Annotated in this window: 15 protein-coding genes; 7 read left to right on the forward strand and 8 right to left on the reverse strand. The window is 65.6% G+C overall.

What is annotated here, in order from left to right; all coding sequences use genetic code 11:
* Nucleotides 1-120 precede the first annotated feature (120 nt).
* Nucleotides 121-1,107 (forward strand): tripartite tricarboxylate transporter substrate binding protein, encoded by a 987-nt coding sequence (locus DT070_RS06210; protein WP_122954608.1) that lies wholly within the window; start codon nucleotides 121-123, stop codon nucleotides 1,105-1,107.
* A 124-nt stretch (nucleotides 1,108-1,231) separates the two neighbouring features.
* Here DT070_RS06210 and DT070_RS21265 read toward each other — a convergent pair whose 3' ends face one another.
* Entirely contained in the window at nucleotides 1,232-1,405 is a 174-nt protein-coding gene (locus DT070_RS21265; protein WP_164483722.1) for a hypothetical protein, read from the reverse strand.
* A gap of 207 nt (nucleotides 1,406-1,612) precedes the next feature.
* Here DT070_RS21265 and DT070_RS06215 point away from each other — a divergent pair, with 207 nt between their 5' ends.
* Complete coding sequence (locus tag DT070_RS06215) at nucleotides 1,613-3,127, forward strand: ATP-binding protein (RefSeq protein WP_164483723.1); 1,515 nt, start codon at nucleotides 1,613-1,615, stop codon at nucleotides 3,125-3,127.
* A gap of 109 nt (nucleotides 3,128-3,236) precedes the next feature.
* Here the strand turns inward: DT070_RS06215 and DT070_RS06220 are convergent, their stop codons facing one another.
* Nucleotides 3,237-3,659 (reverse strand): VOC family protein, encoded by a 423-nt coding sequence (locus DT070_RS06220; RefSeq protein WP_122954610.1) that lies wholly within the window; start codon nucleotides 3,657-3,659, stop codon nucleotides 3,237-3,239.
* 208 nt (nucleotides 3,660-3,867) lie between these two features.
* On the opposite strand from DT070_RS06220, the gene DT070_RS06225 reads away from it, so the two are divergent.
* Nucleotides 3,868-4,476 (forward strand): porin family protein, encoded by a 609-nt coding sequence (locus DT070_RS06225; RefSeq protein WP_122954611.1) that lies wholly within the window; start codon nucleotides 3,868-3,870, stop codon nucleotides 4,474-4,476.
* Here the strand turns inward: DT070_RS06225 and DT070_RS06230 are convergent.
* Entirely contained in the window at nucleotides 4,473-4,940 is a 468-nt protein-coding gene (locus DT070_RS06230) for a DUF1801 domain-containing protein (RefSeq protein WP_122954612.1), read from the reverse strand. The genes DT070_RS06225 and DT070_RS06230 overlap by 4 nt on opposite strands.
* Before the next feature lie 99 nt (nucleotides 4,941-5,039).
* Here DT070_RS06230 and DT070_RS06235 point away from each other — a divergent pair, with 99 nt between their 5' ends.
* Both DT070_RS06235 and DT070_RS06240 read left to right on the forward strand, forming a co-directional pair.
* Nucleotides 5,040-5,891, forward strand: coding sequence for a metallophosphoesterase (locus tag DT070_RS06235; RefSeq protein WP_122954613.1), 852 nt, complete (start codon nucleotides 5,040-5,042; stop codon nucleotides 5,889-5,891).
* 296 nt (nucleotides 5,892-6,187) lie between these two features.
* Nucleotides 6,188-6,739 carry a hypothetical protein gene (locus DT070_RS06240; protein ID WP_122954614.1) on the forward strand — a complete coding sequence of 184 codons (552 nt, stop codon included), beginning with the start codon at nucleotides 6,188-6,190 and terminating at the stop codon, nucleotides 6,737-6,739.
* Between the two features lie 186 nt (nucleotides 6,740-6,925).
* Here the strand turns inward: DT070_RS06240 and DT070_RS06245 are convergent, their stop codons facing one another.
* The 3 genes from DT070_RS06245 to DT070_RS06255 form a co-directional block, all read right to left on the reverse strand.
* The gene (locus DT070_RS06245; protein ID WP_122954615.1) at nucleotides 6,926-10,990 is read right to left on the reverse strand and encodes a PAS domain S-box protein; all 4,065 of its coding nucleotides are present in this window, start codon (nucleotides 10,988-10,990) and stop codon (nucleotides 6,926-6,928) included.
* 171 nt (nucleotides 10,991-11,161) lie between these two features.
* The gene (locus DT070_RS06250) at nucleotides 11,162-12,421 is read right to left on the reverse strand and encodes an ABC transporter substrate-binding protein (protein WP_228778560.1); all 1,260 of its coding nucleotides are present in this window, start codon (nucleotides 12,419-12,421) and stop codon (nucleotides 11,162-11,164) included.
* A 148-nt stretch (nucleotides 12,422-12,569) separates the two neighbouring features.
* Nucleotides 12,570-13,514 carry a LysR family transcriptional regulator ArgP gene (locus DT070_RS06255; protein ID WP_122954616.1) on the reverse strand — a complete coding sequence of 315 codons (945 nt, stop codon included), beginning with the start codon at nucleotides 13,512-13,514 and terminating at the stop codon, nucleotides 12,570-12,572.
* A gap of 154 nt (nucleotides 13,515-13,668) precedes the next feature.
* On the opposite strand from DT070_RS06255, the gene DT070_RS06260 reads away from it, so the two are divergent.
* Nucleotides 13,669-15,018, forward strand: a complete 1,350-nt coding sequence (locus tag DT070_RS06260; protein ID WP_122954617.1) for a D-amino acid dehydrogenase — start codon at nucleotides 13,669-13,671, stop codon at nucleotides 15,016-15,018.
* A 13-nt stretch (nucleotides 15,019-15,031) separates the two neighbouring features.
* On the opposite strand, the gene DT070_RS06265 is transcribed toward DT070_RS06260, so the two are convergent.
* Complete coding sequence (locus DT070_RS06265; protein WP_122954618.1) at nucleotides 15,032-15,982, reverse strand: YafY family protein; 951 nt, start codon at nucleotides 15,980-15,982, stop codon at nucleotides 15,032-15,034.
* A 98-nt stretch (nucleotides 15,983-16,080) separates the two neighbouring features.
* Between DT070_RS06265 and DT070_RS06270 the strand changes: the two genes are divergently transcribed.
* A complete protein-coding gene (locus tag DT070_RS06270; RefSeq protein ID WP_228778559.1) occupies nucleotides 16,081-16,623 on the forward strand; it encodes a hypothetical protein in 543 nt (180 codons plus the stop codon).
* 27 nt (nucleotides 16,624-16,650) lie between these two features.
* Here DT070_RS06270 and DT070_RS06275 read toward each other — a convergent pair whose 3' ends face one another.
* Complete coding sequence (locus DT070_RS06275) at nucleotides 16,651-17,076, reverse strand: VOC family protein (RefSeq protein WP_122954619.1); 426 nt, start codon at nucleotides 17,074-17,076, stop codon at nucleotides 16,651-16,653.
* Nucleotides 17,077-17,123 lie beyond the last annotated feature (47 nt).

Genomic DNA, 17,123 nt, shown 5'->3' on the forward strand with positions numbered 1-17,123 from the left:
AACCGGCTGGTCGGCCATCCTGGCGGCTTGCGGGCGGCTCGGGTTGGGGCGCGGGCGCAGCGGCAGGGGGCATGTTTTTTGCGTAGAGCCTTGCACACACACTGCCTGCAGGAGCACCGCATGTCCCCCGTTGAAACTCCCTTCCTCCGGCGCCGCAGCGCGCTCAAGTTGCTGGCCGGCGGCGCGGCGTCCGTCGCCCTGCCCGCGCTGGCGGCCTGGCCCGACAAGCCCATCAAGATCGTCGTGACCTTCCCGGCCGGCGGCGCCAGCGACATCGTGGCGCGCGTCATGGCTGAGCAACTCGGCAAGAAGCTGGGCCAGGCGGTGGTGGTCGACAACCGCCCGGGTGCGGGCGGCAGCGTGGGCGGGCTGGTGGTGGCGCAGGCCCCCGCCGACGGCTACACGCTGATGCTCAGCAACTCCACGCCAGTGTCCATCGGGCCCTTCGCGCTGGAAAAACAACCCTATGACCCGGTGGAAAGCTTCACCCACATTGCACTGATCGGTAACGCGCCCTGCGTCGTCATGGCCAACCCGCAGGCGCCCATCAAGACCATCACCGACGTAGAGGCGCAGGCGCGCAAGGCCGGCAGGCTCGACTTCGGCTCGGGCGGCCCGGCCTCGATCGGCCATATCTACGGGGAGCTGATGAAAAAAGCCATGGGCGTGAACCTGCAGCACATTCCCTACCGCGGCGGCGCGCCTATGACCACCGACCTGATCGCCGGAGTGATCCCGGTCGGCATTGACGTGCTGACGGCGTTTGTGCCTTACTTCAAGAGCGGGCAACTGGTGCCGCTGGCGGTGACTTCAGCCAACCGCTCGCCCCTGGTGCCGGATGTGCCCAGCGTGGTCGAGTTCGGCAACCGCAAGCTGGTGGTGGACAACTTCTTCGGCCTGAGTGGCCCGGCCAAAATGCCGGCCGACGTGGTGGCGCGGCTGAACACGGCCTGCAACGAGATTCTGGCCGGCAGCGACATCAAAAAGAAAATGCTGGAATTGGGTATTGCCACCCACCCGGTGAGCCCGGCAGTGTTTACCGGCTTTGTGCGGGAACAAGTGGCGGTGCTGGCGCCAGCCGTCAAAGGCGCGGGGGTCAAGCTCTGACCGCATCCGCCCCGGGCGAGGCCCCGCCTTTACCAGCTGAAGCCGCGGTCTGGCTTGGCCAGCGGCAGGGCGGCCGGCTCCCTGAGGGGGCAGCGACCCACACGAGGTGGGCAAGCGTTGGGTATCAGCGGACCACGCTGAGGTAAGCGTAGGCTGCGCTGCGCAGTTCCTGGGCTTGCCGGGGGTTGCGGCCGGCGCTGGCGGCGCGTTCCATCAGGTTGTGGGCCACACCGTTCACGGGCGCCACGCGGGTGGCTGCGGGCAGGAAACGGGCGATTTGGGAAATCAGGCTGTACATGTCAGGGTCACCCTCATGGGGTGAAAAAGTTGCGGTGAATGAAGAATAAGGGTTTTCCCTAGGGTTTCAACCCTAAGCGGGGCCGATACCCATGCAAGAAATGCATACCGTGATCCGCTTGGGCACTCGTAGGTGATTTCCGGGGAAAACTTCACGCGGCCGGGCAGCTATGCTTGGCCGATGGTCAATCCCCCGCGTCCCACCCCTGTGCCGAGCGCTGAAGCGAGCGCTTCATCACCGGGCGAAGCGCTGGTGCTGCTGCGGCAGATCGCCTCGAACATCGAGGCCATGCTCTGGTCCTGGGACCCGCGGGACGGCCGTATCACCTATACCAACCCGGCTTTTGAAGCGTTCTGGGGCATGTCGGCCGACACGCTGGCCGACACGCCCTGGCAGTGGCTGGAGCAGGTCGACCCGGTGGACCGCGCGCGGGTGCGGGAGCTGCAGACCAGCCCTCTGAAGCGCAGCGAAGAGTACAAGGTCAACCGGCCCCAGGGCGGCGTGGCACGGCTGAGCCAGCGGGCACTGCCCATGCACAGTCCTTCAGGCCAGTTGCTGCGCGTGATCCACCTGGCGACCAACATCACCTGGCAGATGGACACCTCCAAACAGTTGCGGGTGGAAATCGGCCGGCGCAACGACTCCGAAGCCAAATACCGCGCGGTGGTCGAAAACGTCAGCGAAGGCATCCTGGTCACGGCGGCCGGGCGGATCCTCTACGCCAACCCCAAGGCGCTGGAGCTGACCTCGCTCGACGAAGAAACGGCGAAGTCCCGTCCCTTCATCGAGTTCATCCACCCCGACGACCGCGAGAAGGTGCTGAACAACCACCTGAAACGCCTGCGCGGCGAGCGGGTGGAGAACCACTACCAGTTCCGCGTACAGCACAGCCAGAGCATCACGCGCTGGCTGGAGATCAGCGCGGTGATGTTCGAGTGGGAGGGCGCGCGCGCCACGCTCAACTTCCTGACCGACGTGACGCTCAAGCGCCAGGCCGAAGAAGACATGCGCAAGGCGCTGGCGCACGAGCGCGAGCTGTCCGAACTCAAGTCGCGCTTTGTGGCCGTGACCTCGCACGAATTCCGCACGCCGCTGGCGGCCATCCTCTCGTCGGTGGAGCTGCTGGACACCTACGGCGCCAGCTTTCCGGCCGACGAACGCCGCGAGCTGCTGGACCAGATCAAGACCGCCGTCGCGCGCATGAACGGCATGGTCGAGCAGGTGCTGCTCACCAGCCGCCTGGAACTGGGCAAGTTCAAATTCGAGGCCACACCGCTGGTGGTGCCCGACTGGCTGGTGCAGATGATGGCCGAGCTGGAGCGCGGCAACCCGCAGGCCGCGCGCGTGTCGCTGACCTGCGACGGGCTGGACGCACCGCGCACCGCCGACCCGCAGCTGCTGCGCCACATCATGGTCAACCTGCTGGGCAACGCGCTCAAATACTCCGACCCCGACACGCCGGTGCAGCTGGCGGTGCGGGGCGTGGGCGACCAGGTTCACCTGCGCGTCACCGACCAGGGCATCGGCATCCCCGAGGCCGACCTGCCGCGCCTGTTCGGCAGCTTTCATCGCGGCACCAATGTCGGCAACATTTCCGGCACCGGCATCGGCCTGCACATCGTCAAGGAATGCGTGGACCTGCACCGCGGCCAGATCGAGGTGAGCAGCCGGCCCGGCCAGGGGACGACCTTCACGGTGCGGCTGGAAGCGCCGCTGGCCTGAAGCGCCCGGCGCCCGGCGCCCGGCGCCCGGCGCCCGGGTTTTTGCTATAAATTTAATAGCTATAAGTCCAGGCACACCATAGGCCACAGGCCTTTTTTCCTTAAAACGGCTAGTCCGCCAGCTCAAACTGCGGGTTCCACGCCACTTCCCACAAATGCCCGTCCGGGTCCTGGAAGTAGCCGGCATACCCACCGTAGAAAGTCTTGCCTGCCGGCTTGGTGATCACGGCGCCCGCCTTTGCGGCCTGCTCCATCACGGCATCGACCTCCTGCTGCGAGGCCACGTTGTGCGCCAGTGAAAACCCCGGCGCCGCGGGTTGCGACACCGCCAGGCCGGTGTCGTACGCCAGGCTGGCGCGCGGCCACAAGGCCAGCTTGAGGCCCGGCTGCAACTCGATGAAAACGACGGCGCCGTGTTCGAACTCTTCGCCGACGATGCCCGGCGTCGCCAGCCCCATGCCGTCACGGTAAAAGGCCAGCGAGCGCTGGAGGTCGTCCACGCCAAGCGTGACCAGTGTGATGCGGGGTTTCATGGTGAGCTCCTTTTCCTGGCCTTCATTTTCTTCTTCCAGAGCTGCTGTGAGGGTGCGCGCGTGTTACCGATGTCATGGCGGGCAGTCGCCGGGCCGCAACAAAATCCGCCCAGCGGTATTTACATTTTTATACCGGCAAATTTACGATTTCCGGTGCCACAGCCCATCGGCTGGGCGGCCTGCGTTTTAACCACCAAGGACAAAGAAAATGAAAAAGATCCTGTTCGCCTCAGCATTGCTCGCGGCCTCCTCAACGTTTGCGCAAACCGCGCCTGCCGCTTCGTTTTACCTCGGGATTGACGGCAACTACCTCGACCTGAAAATCCCGCGGGACTCGCCACCGGGCGGCTTCAACGGGCGCTACGAGTCCAAGGACAAGACCAGCGCCGTGCGCGTGTTCGGCGGCTACCAGTTCACGCCCAACTGGGCCATGGAACTGGGTTACCTCTCGTCCGGCAAATTCACCATGCGCGAGACGGATGCCTTCGGCACCATCGACGCCGACCTGAAGATCAGCGGCGTCGAGCTGAGCGGCGTGTACAAGTTCACCGAAGGCGTTCCGGGCCTGTTCCTCAAGGCAGGCGTAACGCAGCTGAAGGCCAAGGGCACAGTGCGCGACACGGCGGCCGGCACGGGCATCGTCACCACCGAGAATGGCTCGACCTCGGGCAGCGGTGCGCTGTTCGGCATCGGTTATGAAACCCGCCTCACCGGCAACCTGGACGGCCGCATCGGCTTTACCCGCTACCAGCGCGTGGCCGGTGAAAACGATGCCAACATCAATTCGTTTTACCTGGGGCTCAAATACAACTTCTAGACGCCTGCCGGGCTTGTGAGCGCGGGCCAGGCGCGCGGCTTTTTGCGGTGGTAGGTCAACGCCGCCTGGATGCAAAACGCCAGCGCGTCGCGCGGCAGCGCATCGGCGCTGTCCAGCACGATGGCGCGGTTGCCGTCATAACGCAGCGCCTGCGGGAACAGCGTGCGAAAGGTGTCCACCAGCGTGGTGTTGCAGTTGAAGTACAGCGCGTAGTGAGACGGGCTGGATTTGACCGGCCCGAGGCGGATGGTGCTGCCGCTTTTGCTGGCGGAGGTCAGGTAGGCGGGCTCACCCCACTTGAGCGTTTCCTCGATCGCGCCGACGCCGGGCGTGGCGGCCGCGGTGTCCAGGATCAGCGCACGCAGCGCCAGCAGCTTGCGGCGCAGCGGCGGCGGGTAAGACGCAAAGGTGCGTGCAACGTCGGCGTTCGCAATGTCTGTCACCTGCGCTCCTGTGCTGTTCATGGGCTGTTAAGGTCTGCGCAATCTAACGCGGGGCGCCCTTGCCGCGCAAGGAAAAACCTGCAGCACTAAGGCCCGAGCATCTTCCCGCACAATGGCTGCGTGAACATCCAGCTCCTTTCCGACCTTCACCTCGAATCCAACCCCCACTTCACCGCGCAGCCGGTGCCCGGCGCAGATGTGCTGGTGCTGGCCGGCGACATCGGCTCTTACCAGCAGGGCTCGCGGCTGGAGGAACTGGGCGTGGCCGACTTCGGGCTGGCGCGGTTTTCGCCATTGCCGGTTGAAAGCGGCGGCGCGGGCTGGCCGGTGCCGGTGCTCTTTCTGCCGGGCAACCATGAATACGACGGCCTGGACTTCGACGACACCCACACGCGGCTGCGCGAGACCTGCGAGCGGCTGGGCATGGTCTGGCTGGAACAGCAAAGCGTGGTGCTGCAGGGCGTGCGTTTTGTCGGCAGCACGCTGTGGACCGACTTCGACGCGCTGAGCGCGGGCCAGCCGCAGGAGGCGGACATCACGCTGGGCGAGCAGCTGAAGGCGCGTGAAAAGGCTTTTCGCGCGGCCAATTTTTACCTCAGCAAAAACCACTCCTTCCGCAATGGCCAGCCGTTGCTGGCGGCCGATGTGCGCGAGCAGGGCCTGAAGAGCCAGGCCTGGTTGCGCCAGGCCCTGGCCGTCCCGTTCGACGGGCCCACGGTGGCCGTGACGCACTTTGCGCCCAGCCTGCTGAGCGCCGACCCGCGCTACGGCCTGGCGCCAGGCACGGCGGGCTTTTGCAATTCGCTCGACGAATTGCTGCCGCTGGCCGACCTCTGGCTGCACGGCCACCTGCATTGCGCAATCAGTTACGCGAGCCGCGGCTGCCGTGTGGTGGCCAACCCGCTGGGCTATGCGCGCAAGGGCGAGCAGGAAGGCTATCGGCCCGATTTGCTGATCAAAATCGGCCTCTAGCCCTTACACAGCCTTGGGTGTTAGCTATTAAAACAATAGCAAACACCAACGGCGCGCCAACACCGGGCAAAACGCCGGCTTGTCCGCCGTTTACCGCCTGTATGTGATGTATTTACTTTTGGCCGTTAATTTTGAACTTACGGGCCGCGACACGACCCTAACCGCCATCCACAAAACCATAACAAGGGCAACACTTTGTTCCAATTGTTGGTTTGCGCGGCCTTCACCTTGCATGTATCTTGCAAGAAAAGGTTTGTGCAACATCTCTTGCACCAGACCCGCATCGGGAGAGCATCATGAAAAGCAATGTCACCTACCTTGGCGCCTGGCTGCTGGCCGTCGGCCTGGCTTTTGGGCTCGCAGTTGCGTCGCCCAGCGACTCCACCGTGATGGGCCGCCTGCCGGCCTTCATGGCGCAGACGCTCTTGCGCCAGCCCGTCGCCGTGCCCGAAGGCCTGCCTTCCGACCGCACGCTCGCCCTGATCACCTTCCAGCGCGGGCATCACGCGCAGGTCGAGAGCTGGATCCAGGGCCTGAACCTGCGCAACGACCCGTCCATCGCCTGGATGCGCATGCCGGTCGTCAACGATCCCGGCACGCCCGTCGGCCGCAGCGCGGTTGAAAACCGGCTGCTCAAGCACTATCCCGGCGACACCGAACGGGCCAACCTGGTGCCGGTGTTCACCGACCGCGCCAGTTTTGTGCGCTCCGCAGGCCTGAGCAGCACCGACCAGGTCTACGCCGTGGTGGTCAACCGCCAGGGCGAGGTGCTGGCACGTGTTGAGGGTCAATTCGACGCCGACAAGGCGCAGACCCTCCGCGAAACTCTGCAGCAGCGCAGTTTCTAGGCCCCCACTGCTAGTGCGCACTGAATTCTTCAAGCCCGAATGAGCCGCGGAACTGGCTTTGCCAGGCCGCAGGCGCGCGGCCCCCTCGGGGGGCAGGAAGCTACACGAAGTGAGCGACCGTGGGGGCCACATCCACCGCCCCCTTGAGGGGGGAACAGACTACACGCATGAGTCTGGACGGGGGTGTTAGAGAGTTTTTTCGCCGAGCGTGAAATAGAAGGTCGCGCCTTGTCCGGGCGCGGACTGCGCCCAGACCCTTCCGCCGTGGCGCGCCACGATGCGCTGAACGGTGGCCAGGCCGATGCCGGTGCCGGCGAACTCTGACAGTGAATGCAGCCGCTGGAAGGCGCCGAAGAGCTTTTCGGCATAGGCCATGTCAAAGCCGGCGCCTTTGTCGCGCACAAAGTAAACCGTCTCGCCGGCCGGATTGATCTCATGGCCGAAGGTGATGTCGGTGAGCGGCTGTTTGGCGCTGAACTTCCAGGCATTGCCCAGCAGGTTGTCGAACACCTGCTTGAGCAGCCGCGGGTCGCCCACGCCCTTCAGGCCGGGCTCGACCTGGATCCGCGCCTGTCTTGCGGGCTCGCGCTCGCGCAAGCCGTCCAGCACGGCCGTCGCCAGCGTGCTGAGGTCCACCGGCTCCCAGCGCAGGCTGGAACGCGACACATGGGCCAGCGTGAGCATGGCGTCGATCAGCTCTCCCATTTGCGTGACGCCGGCGCGTATGCGGGCCAGGTAATGCCGGTTGCGCTCGGTCTGCGGTGCGGGCTCGGCCCGGGCAATGGCGCGCTCCAGCAGGTCGCTGAATCCGTCGATGGCGCTCAGCGGGCTGCGCAGGTCGTGCGACACGGAATAGGAAAACGCCTCGAGCTGCTTGTTGGCAAACTCCAGCTGCGCGGTGCGCTGCTGCACCCGCTCTTCCAGGCTGGCGTTAAGCCGCATGATTTCTTCGCGCGCGCGTTTGCGCTCGCCGATATCGGAGTTGATGCCCAGCACGCCGTTGACCCGGCCCTGCTCGTCGCGCACCACGGTCCAGCGCGCCTCGATGCACACCGTGGAGCCGTCCCGCGCGCGCTGCTCCAGCTCGCCGGTCCAGTCGCCGTCATTGGCCAGCGTTTGCGCCATGGCCTTGGCCAGCACCTCGGGGTCGTGGTACATGAGCTGGTCCATGGTCTTGCCGAGCACTTCATCGGCCGCCCAGCCGTAAAGCCGCTCGGCGCCCTTGTTCCAGAAGCGGATGGTGCGGTCCAGGTTGCGGACCATGATGGCGTCTTGCGCACGGTCCAGCAGCGAAGCCTGCTCGCGCAGCTTGGCGGCGGCCTGGCGCGCGGCCTCCTGGGCGCGCCGGCGCTCCAGCCGCGCGCGCAGGCTGACGATGCCGAAGGCCAGGTTATCGGCAAGCTCCTGCAGCAGCTTGATCTCATCGGCGGTGAAATGCTGGGCCTTGCCCGAGTACAGGCACAGCACGCCGAAACTGCGGGGCCCGTCGCGCAGCGGCAGGCAGATGGCGCTGCTGTAGCCTCGCGCCATCGCGGCCTCGTGCCAGTGGAAATGGTTGTCGGCGCGGCTGATGTCGCCGCTTTGCTGCGGTTGCCCGCTGCGAATGGCCTGGCCGGCCGGCCCCTGCCCCGCCGCCTCGTCATCGCGCCAGCTCAGGCGTATCGACGAGAGGTAGCCGGCCTCTTCACCGGCGTGCGCCATGGGCCGGATGGTGGCGGCTTCGTCATCGATCGCGTATCCCACCCACGCCATGCGGTAGTCGCCCACATCCACCGCCACCCGGCACACCTCGGCCAGCAGCGCAGCCTCTTCGTCCAGCCGGTTGATGGCGATGCTGGAGCGGCTGAGCATTTGCAGCGCGCGGTTGGTGCTGGCCAGCGCCAGCTCGGCCAGCTTGCTGGCGGTGATGTCGCGTGCGGTGCCCACCACGCGCTCGAGCACGCCCGAGGCATTGAACACGGGATAGGAGTGGTCGCGGATCCAGCGCATGGCGCCGTCCGGCGAAACGATGCGGTACTCGATGTCGGAAATCTCGCCGGTGCGGTTGCGCTTGCGGGCCAGCTTGAGCAGGTGCTGGTCTTCAGCCACTGCAGCATCGCCGTACGACTTGGGGTCGGCGTAGAGGCTTTCGCGGCTGCGGCCCCATATCTTCTCGTAGGCGGGGCTGATGTAGAGAAGCCGGCCGGTGCGGGGATCCACGTTGTAGAAGACGTCGTGGATGTTTTCCGCGAGTTCGCGAAAACGCGCCTCGCTGCTGAGCACCGCCTCTTCGGCGCGCGCACGCTGCAGCGCAATGCCGGCCAGCCGGGCCGCGATGGCGATCAGCTCCAGGTCGCCCGCTTGCGGCCTGCAGGGATAAGTACGGTAGATCGCAAAAGTGGCCAGCACCTCGCCGTCGGTCGACACCACGGGCGTGGACCAGCAGGCGCGCAGCCCGTGCGTGCGCATCAGCGCGCGGTAGTCCTGCATCAGCGGGTCCACCTGGGTGTCTTCCACCACCACCAGCGCATTGCGGACGGCGGCGGTGCCGCAAGCGCCCACGCCCTCGCCGATCTGCAGGCCTTCGATGGCCTCGTTGTAGCTGTCGGGCAGGCTGGGCGCGGCGCCCAGGTGCAGTTTGTCGCCCTGGAGCAGCAGGATGGAGCACAGGCTGTCGGGCGAACTCTTTTCAATCAGGCGGACGACGGCGTCGAGTGACTGCCGCAGCGGCGCGCTGCCGGCGATCAGGGCCAGCACCTGCTCTTGCGCGAGGGCAAAGTTTTCCGCGGTCTTGAGTTCCGTGATGTCGTTGAACACCATGACGCCGCCAACCAGGGCACCGCCGGTGTCGCGCAGCGGCCTGGTGCTGACGCGGAGCACGCGGTCTTCGGTGCCCTGCCGGCGCAGCAACATGTCGCAGTTGTCCACACCAATGCCGCGCAACGCTTTCGTCAGGGGCCGCTCGGCGTCGGCGAAGGGGGTCTGTCCGTCCAGCATCAACAGTTCATGGCCGCGCCGCCAATCGGCAACGCGCATGCCTGCCTCGGGCGTGGCAAGGAAAATTCGCCGCGCCGCGGCGTTGAACAGCAGGAACCGGCCCTCGGTGTCGACAGCGATCACACCCTCGTTCATGCTGTTGAGGATGAGGTCCAGCAGGCCGCGCTCCTTGTCGACGCGGCCCAGTACGGCGTCGAGCTCCTGCTGGCGGCCCTGCAGCGACTCGGCCATGCGGTTGAAGGAATTGCCGATCTCACCGAGCTCGCCCTGGTAGAGCGGGCCGAGTTTGACGCGCGCATTCATGTTGCCCAGCGCCACTTCGTTGGCCTCTTTCAGGATGGCGTGCGCCGGGTTGACGATCAGCCGGTTGCCCATCCACCAGGCGCAGGCCACGCCGAACAGCGCCACGGCCAGCAGCACCAGCAGCTCGATGGCCAGATCCTGGCGCCCCGGCGCCGCAATGAGTTCATAGGGCACGCTGACCGCGACGGACAAGCCGTCGCGCCCGCCCCCGGGCACGGGGGCCACGGCATAGACACGGGCCAGGCCGTGCTTGTCCGTGCCCTGGAGGACCACCTGTCGGCGCATCTGGGCGGCCTGCCGCAGCACCGGCTCCGGATGCAAATGACCCACCCAGGAAGGCTCATCGGGAGACACCGCCAGCACCGTTCCATCCCCATCCAGCACACTCAACCGGGCATCCGCAAGGTCGGGGACGCCTTCGAGGGCCTGGCTCAAGGGCTTCAGGCCCAGCATCGCAAAGGCGACGCCGCTGAGCTCCCCCACGTCGTTTCGCACCGGCACTGCGAAGCCGACACCCGGCTGCCCCGTACTGCGGCTCAGGCCATAGCGCCCCACCGCCAGCCGGCTACCTGCCATGACCTGCTGGAAATACAGGCGGTCGCTGACATTGAACTCACCGGCGGCGCCTGTTGCGCTGCAAAGCAGCGTTCCGTCCAGGGCCGCCACACCCAGGTTGTTGAACTCGGAATGTTCGGCGTAGAGGTTTTTGAGATGCTGCCCGCACATCTCGGGCACCGGGTTCTTGATATACGGGCTGCTGGCCATGCCATTGAGCAGCTCTTGAACCATGTCCACCGTGCGCTGCTGGCGGGCCGAGAGCATCAGGACTTGCGACTGCAGGCTGGACTGCGCCAGTTGCAGTGCCGCGCGGTGGCTTTGCTCCGCGGAGTAGACAAGCAGGCCGAAAACGGGGAGCAGCGCAAGCAGCACCAGTAAAACCAGACGGGTACGCAGCCCCAGCCAACCCAGCATTCCAGTTACCTCGTGCTTTTTTCTCACCGTGATGCACAGCGGTTGTGCATCGCTTCACAGTGTGCGGAAAGCACCGGGGTTTGTAAATGGAAGCTTGGCCTTTATTGCAACTTGCCGGCCTGTCCGGCCGCACAAGCAATACTATTGTTTGCTATTACTCGCCAGTGCTAGCTATTGCTTGCGTTGCACGAAGAGATTGCGCTTGGCGTCTTCGGGATAGGCAAACGTGATCGCGCCGTTTCTCACCATGCCCATGACCAGCATGTTCTGCGTGGTGGCGTCCTTGTCGAGCTTGCTGAAGGGCTGGTCATAGGTAGCCACCACGCCGTAATAGGTGCGGTTTTTGCCTTCCAGGGCCGCCTTGATGGCCGGTCCGCTGAGATTGCCGTCGCGGATGGCGAACAGCGAGTACGCCAGGATGTACACGGCGTCATAGCCTTGCGCGGCCGCCATGGGCACCGGTATTTTGTTGACCTTGAATTTGCGGGCATAGGCGGACAGGAAGGACGCACGGCGTTCATTGCTTGGTTCGGCGATGAAGGTCTGCGCCATCAACGCGCCGTCGGCGGCCTCCTTGGCGCCCTCGATAAAAAACGGGAAGGACAAAGGCCATGCGCCGACCTGCGGGACCTTCCAGTTGAGGGCCTGACGGCCGCGTGCGATCACCGCGTTCTCCGGGCCGACGGTGTAGCTGAACACCACGTTCGCACCGGCGGCCTTGGCGGCCTTCAACTCCTCGCCGAGGTCCTTCACGCCCAGCGGAAACCGGGCGACGTATGCCGGCTTGAGGTTTTTGGCCTCCAGCGCCTTTTCCACGTCCTTCAACCCGGCCTCGCCGTAGCCGCTGGTGTCGGCAAACACGGCCACCTTGTCCCAGCCGCGCTTGAGGATGTCGTCCACGATGAACGGCGCCTGGATGGCGTCCCGGGGCGAGGTGCGGAAGATATAACTCTCTGGGCCGGGATATTTCGCGGTGAGCGGTGAGCCGGTGGCGCACGGGATGATCAGGGGCAGCTTGTTGTCCTGAAACACACTGAGCGATTTGGCGGCGACGCCGGTGTTGCAAAAGCCCAGGACGGCGCTGACTTTTTCAGCGGCGAGCTCCTGCGACATCTTCAGGCCCACGTCGGGGTTGGCCTGGTCGTCCTTGCGGACGATCTCGATCTTGCGGCCCAGGTAGCCGCCGACGGCATTGATCTCGTCCACGGCTTGCTGGATGCCGTTGAGCATGGGCACGCCAAAGTCGGCGGACGGCCCGGTGAACGGCCCGATGACACCGATCTTCAGGGTGTCGTTGGCGCCGGCAGGCGCCGCCGGGGGCGGTGGCGCTGACTGGCTGCGGGCTGGCAGGCTGGCGGCCAGGGCGGTGGCCGCGAGGCCGAGCAGTGCGATGCGGCGGATGTGCCCAAAGCGCGGTGGGGGATTCATCATGGTTGTCTCCTGTGTGGCCACAGGATATGCACCACATTACCTATCTCGTGTCAGGCTTTCCCCTAAAAGTAAGCCAAAAGTAAGCGCTTTGTCAGGGGGTGAACTGTCAACCGACATTTGGCCGGCGCTTTTCGGGCGCCAGGCCTGATCAGGGAACCAGCGACTGCGCGGCCGACTGCTTGAGCGCGGCCGTCAGCGCGTCCAGGACCTCGGATTCCAGGTTCCAGCAGTGCCAGTAAAGCTGGATGGGCAGGGTGTAGCTGGGCGCCACATTGACGAGCTGGTTCTGGTCGATGAGGCCCTGCGCCAGCAGGCGAGGCACCACGCTGACGCCCCAGCCCGCCAGCACCGCCCTGACCATGCCTTCAGAAGACGGCACAAAGAGCTGGTTCAATGTGATGCGCTTGAGCCCGAAAGCCTTGCCCACAAAGTCGACCGGCAGTTCGTCCTTGCGGTTGAACGCGATAAAGGGCACGTCGCGAAAGTTGTATTGCGTCAGAGTGGGCCGGGCGTTGCCGTCGCCGGGGCCGTCGCGCAGGCCGAGGCGTTTTTGCGCAAACTCCGGCGTGGCCACCGCGATGTATTGCATCGCGCCCAGCGGCTCCACCTTGCAGCCGCGCAGCGCCTGCTTGAGCGTGGTCACGCAGCCCAGCACCTGGCCTTCGCGCAGCCATTCGTGGGTGAAGTTCTGGTCGTCGTGAATGATCTCCATGGGCAGGCCTTGCTGCGCCAGGTCGGTCAGCGCCGGCAGGGCCCAGGTGGCGATGCTGTCGGCATTGATGGCGATGGAAATGCGCTCTTCTTCGCGCGCGCCGCCCAGGGAGCTGGGCGCCAGCTCCTTGAGGTCGCGCTCGAGGTCGGCGCGCAGAAGGCGCAGCATCTTGGTGTGCTTGAGCAACAGCTGCCCGGCCGACGTGGGCTTGAGCGGGCGGCTACGCACGATGAGCACGGTGCCGACCTGCGCCTCCAGCGCCCGCAGGCGCTGCGACACCGCCGACTGGGTGATCGACAGGCGCTGGGCGGCACGTTCAAAACCGCCCTCTTCCACGATGGCTGCAAGGCACTCCAGTGCATCAGGGTCAAAAGTACTCATCCCGCATTCCCTCTTCGTTTTCTGTTGGCTTGTGGCCGTTAGCGCATAAACCGTACGGCTTTATTAGCTGTACTGATGTTTTCACTGAGAGTTTAATTTTTCTATTAATCGAAAGCAACATCCCTCACACTTGGATCCAGCAAAGGGGTTTGGCATGAAAGTAGTGGTTTTGGGGGCCGGAATCATCGGCGTGAGTACGGCCTGGCATCTGCTGGAGCGCGGCCATGAGGTCACGGTGGTCGATCGCCAGCCCGAGGCCGCGCTGGAAACCAGTTTTGGCAATGCCGCGCAGATTTCCGTCAGCTACTGCGAGCCCTGGGCCAACAAGGACGCCCCGCTCAAAGCCCTGAAGTGGATGTTCCGGGACGACGCGCCGCTGCTGTTTCGCCCGCAGCTGCCTTTCGGCGAGGGCTGGCAGCAATGGCGCTGGGGCCTGCAGTTCCTGGCGCAATGCAACGACGAGGCCTTTGAGCGCAATGTGCAGCAGCTGGTGGCGCTGGGCGCCTACAGCCACGCCGCCCTGAAAGACGTGGTGGCCGCCACCGGCATTGACTACAACCGGCTGGAGCGCGGCATCGCCCATTACTTCACCGACCAGAAAACCTTCGACACCGCCGGCGAGGCCGCGGCGCTGATGCGCAAGTACGGCGTGGCGCGCCGTGTGGTGAGCACGGCCGAGCTGCTGGCCATCGAGCCGGCCTTCAAGTCGTTTGCGCACCGCATCGTGGGCGGCACCTACACCGCCAGCGACGAGAGCGGCGACGCCCGCGTCTTCACCCAGGCGCTGGCGCAGCGCTGCGCCGACCGGGGGGCGCACTTCCTGTTCGGGCATGACGTGCTGCGGCTGGAAAAAGCCGGCGGCGCTATCGAATCGATAGCTACCCGCCCACGCACCATAAGGGGCGAGAACGAAAACCTTGTCAATTTGAAGGCCGACGAAGTGGTGGTGGCCTGCGGCTCCTACAGCGCGCCGTTGCTGCGCAAGGTGGGTGTCGACCTGCCGATTTACCCGGGCAAGGGCTACAGCGCCACCTTCAAACTGCTCAAGCCTGAACTGGCGCCCTTTGTCAGCACCATTGACGACGAAGTGAAGTGCGCGATGAGCCGCCTCGGCGACCACCTGCGCGTGGCCGGCACCATCGAGGTCGGTGGCTACGACCTGTCGCTGGACACGCCGCTGGCCAGGGCCCGCTGCAAGATGCTGGCCGACCGCATTGAAGAAGTGCTGCCGGGCGTGTGCGACACACGGCTTGAAGCGCAAGGCGGCTCGCCCCATTTCTGGACGGGCTTGCGCCCTGCCACACCCACCAACATCCCCTACATCGGCAAGACCAAAGTGGGCCGGCTGTGGGTCAATGCCGGGCACGGCACGCTGGGCTGGACGCACGGCGCGGGGTCAGGCAAGGCGATGGCCGAGCTGATCAGCGGCGAAGTCCCGGCGATGGATTTCGGCTTCTACGGGCAGGACCGCGCGCGCGCCGGCCTGCGGACCCGTACGGCCTGACGCGCCTGTTTTTTTACGCGGCGTGCTGCGCCAGCGTGCGCTGCGCGTGTTCGCGCAGCGCAACCCGCAATTCCGCGGGTTCCTGCACCTCAAACGAAAAAGACAAACGCATCAACTGCCGCGCAAACCAGCCGAGGTGGTCGGTCTGGCTGTGCAGCAGCACGCCGTTTTCGCTGGGCCGGAACACGCCGACGCTGTCGGGCAACTCCATCTGCGCGGTCTGCAGATCGGTGTGCAGCAACAGGCGCACGGTGTTGCTGCGCGGCATCGTGGCCAGGCCCAGCGCCAGGTGCTGCACGGCGTCAAAGTCGGCCGGCGGCGTGAACACCACATTGAGCGGCTGCACATCCTGCACCCGGTCAAGCCGGAAGGAGCGCAGGGCGCCGCGCAGGTGGCACCAGCCCGCCGCATACCAGCGGCCGCGGCGAAACACCAGGCCGTAGGCGTCAAAGTCACGCTCCGTCACATCGCCTTCGGCCGAGCGGTAGGCCATGTGCACGCGCTGCCAGCCGTGCGCGGCAATGCTGAGCGCCAGCAGGGCGGTGTTGTCGCCGGGCGCGTCGGCCTGGCGCATGTCCAGGGTCACCGTTTCGCCCAACGCGCGGATGCGGTTCTTCAGGTTGTGCGGCATGACCCGCTCCAGCTTGGCCTGGGCGCTTTGCGCGGCGGGCGCGGCCTCGGCCAGCCCCAGGCCGCGCGCCGCCAGCAGGCCGAGCGACAAGGCCAGTGCTTCGTCGTCGGTGAACATCATGGGCGGCAGCTTGAAGCCGGCGATCAGGCTGTAGCAGCCGTAGCGGCCGCGCTCGGCCACGACCGGGATGCCCAGCTGTTCCAGCTTGGCGATGTAGCGGCGCAGTGTGCGGCCGTCGACGTCAAGCCGGCGCGCCAGCTCCGCGCCGCTCAGCCGCCCGTGGGACTGGAGCAGCTCAAGCACCGTGAGAACGCGGGTGGTGGGGGAGTACATGGGGGAAAAGTCTATCCATTAATTAGGGCCGAAACAGCCCTATTACCTTTTTAGACTGCTTTTACGCCATTCACCGGGCGCTAAAAGCGCTTTCATCCATGCCCACCTCCACCACAAGCCCGCCGCGCAAAACCCTGGACCTGCCGCCAGCCGATGACGGCAACGACGGCCGCCACGACTTCAACTTCATCACCGGGCGCTGGCTGGTGAGCAACCGGCGCCTGAAGCGGCGGCTGGCGGGCTGTACCGACTGGGAAACGTTTGAGGCCGTGCAGGACGGCGCGCTGCTGCTGGGCGGGCTGGGCAACATGAACGACCTGGTCACGGAAGACCGGGGCGCCATCGGCATGGCCCTGCGTTTTTTCAACCCGCAAGAGCGGCTGTGGCGCATTTACTGGGTGGGCCAGAACGACGGCGTGATGCAGCCGCCGGTGGCAGGCGCATTTGCCGGCGGCATCGGCCGTTTTGAAGGCCACGACACGCATGAGGGCCGGCCCGTGCGGGTGCGCTTTCTGTGGACGGACATCACGCCCGGCAGCGCCCGCTGGGAGCAGGCTTTTTCCGCCGACGGCGGCCGCCACTGGGAAACCAACTGGGTGATGAAGCTCACCCGGCCCGTCTATCACGTGGCGCACCACTGAGCGCACCCTCGGCCGGTTCCGGCCGTTTCAGGCCGGCGCGCCTCCCGCAGGCCAGGCCGGTCCCTTTAACTCCACCGTGTTGCCTTCAGGGTCGTTGAGGTAGATCGACGGCCCCTCACCTTCAGCGCCATAACGCGACTCCACCTTGCCCGCCTCCACGCCATGCGCCGCGAGGTGGCGGTGAATGGCTTCGGCATCAAAGGGCTCCACCCGAAAGCAGAAATGGTCGACGTTGCGCGCCTCCTTCCCGGGCGCAGCGCCGCCGGCCTGGCCCAGCTTGCCGTCGATGGGCACCAGGTCCACCAGCGAGCGCCCGGCGCGCAATTGCACCAGGCCGATCTCGTCCTGCCTGCGCTCGGGCGTGCAGCCCAGCACCTGGGTATAAAAGTTCACCATCGCGTCCAGGTTCACCACCCGAAGGACGATATGGTCGATGTCGCGAATCTGGATCATGGGAAGTGCCCAAAAGAGTTGCCCGGCGAATTGATTCTGGCACGCAG

Source organism: Polaromonas sp. SP1 (assembly GCF_003711205.1).
In the GTDB taxonomy this organism is placed as follows: domain Bacteria; phylum Pseudomonadota; class Gammaproteobacteria; order Burkholderiales; family Burkholderiaceae_C; genus Polaromonas.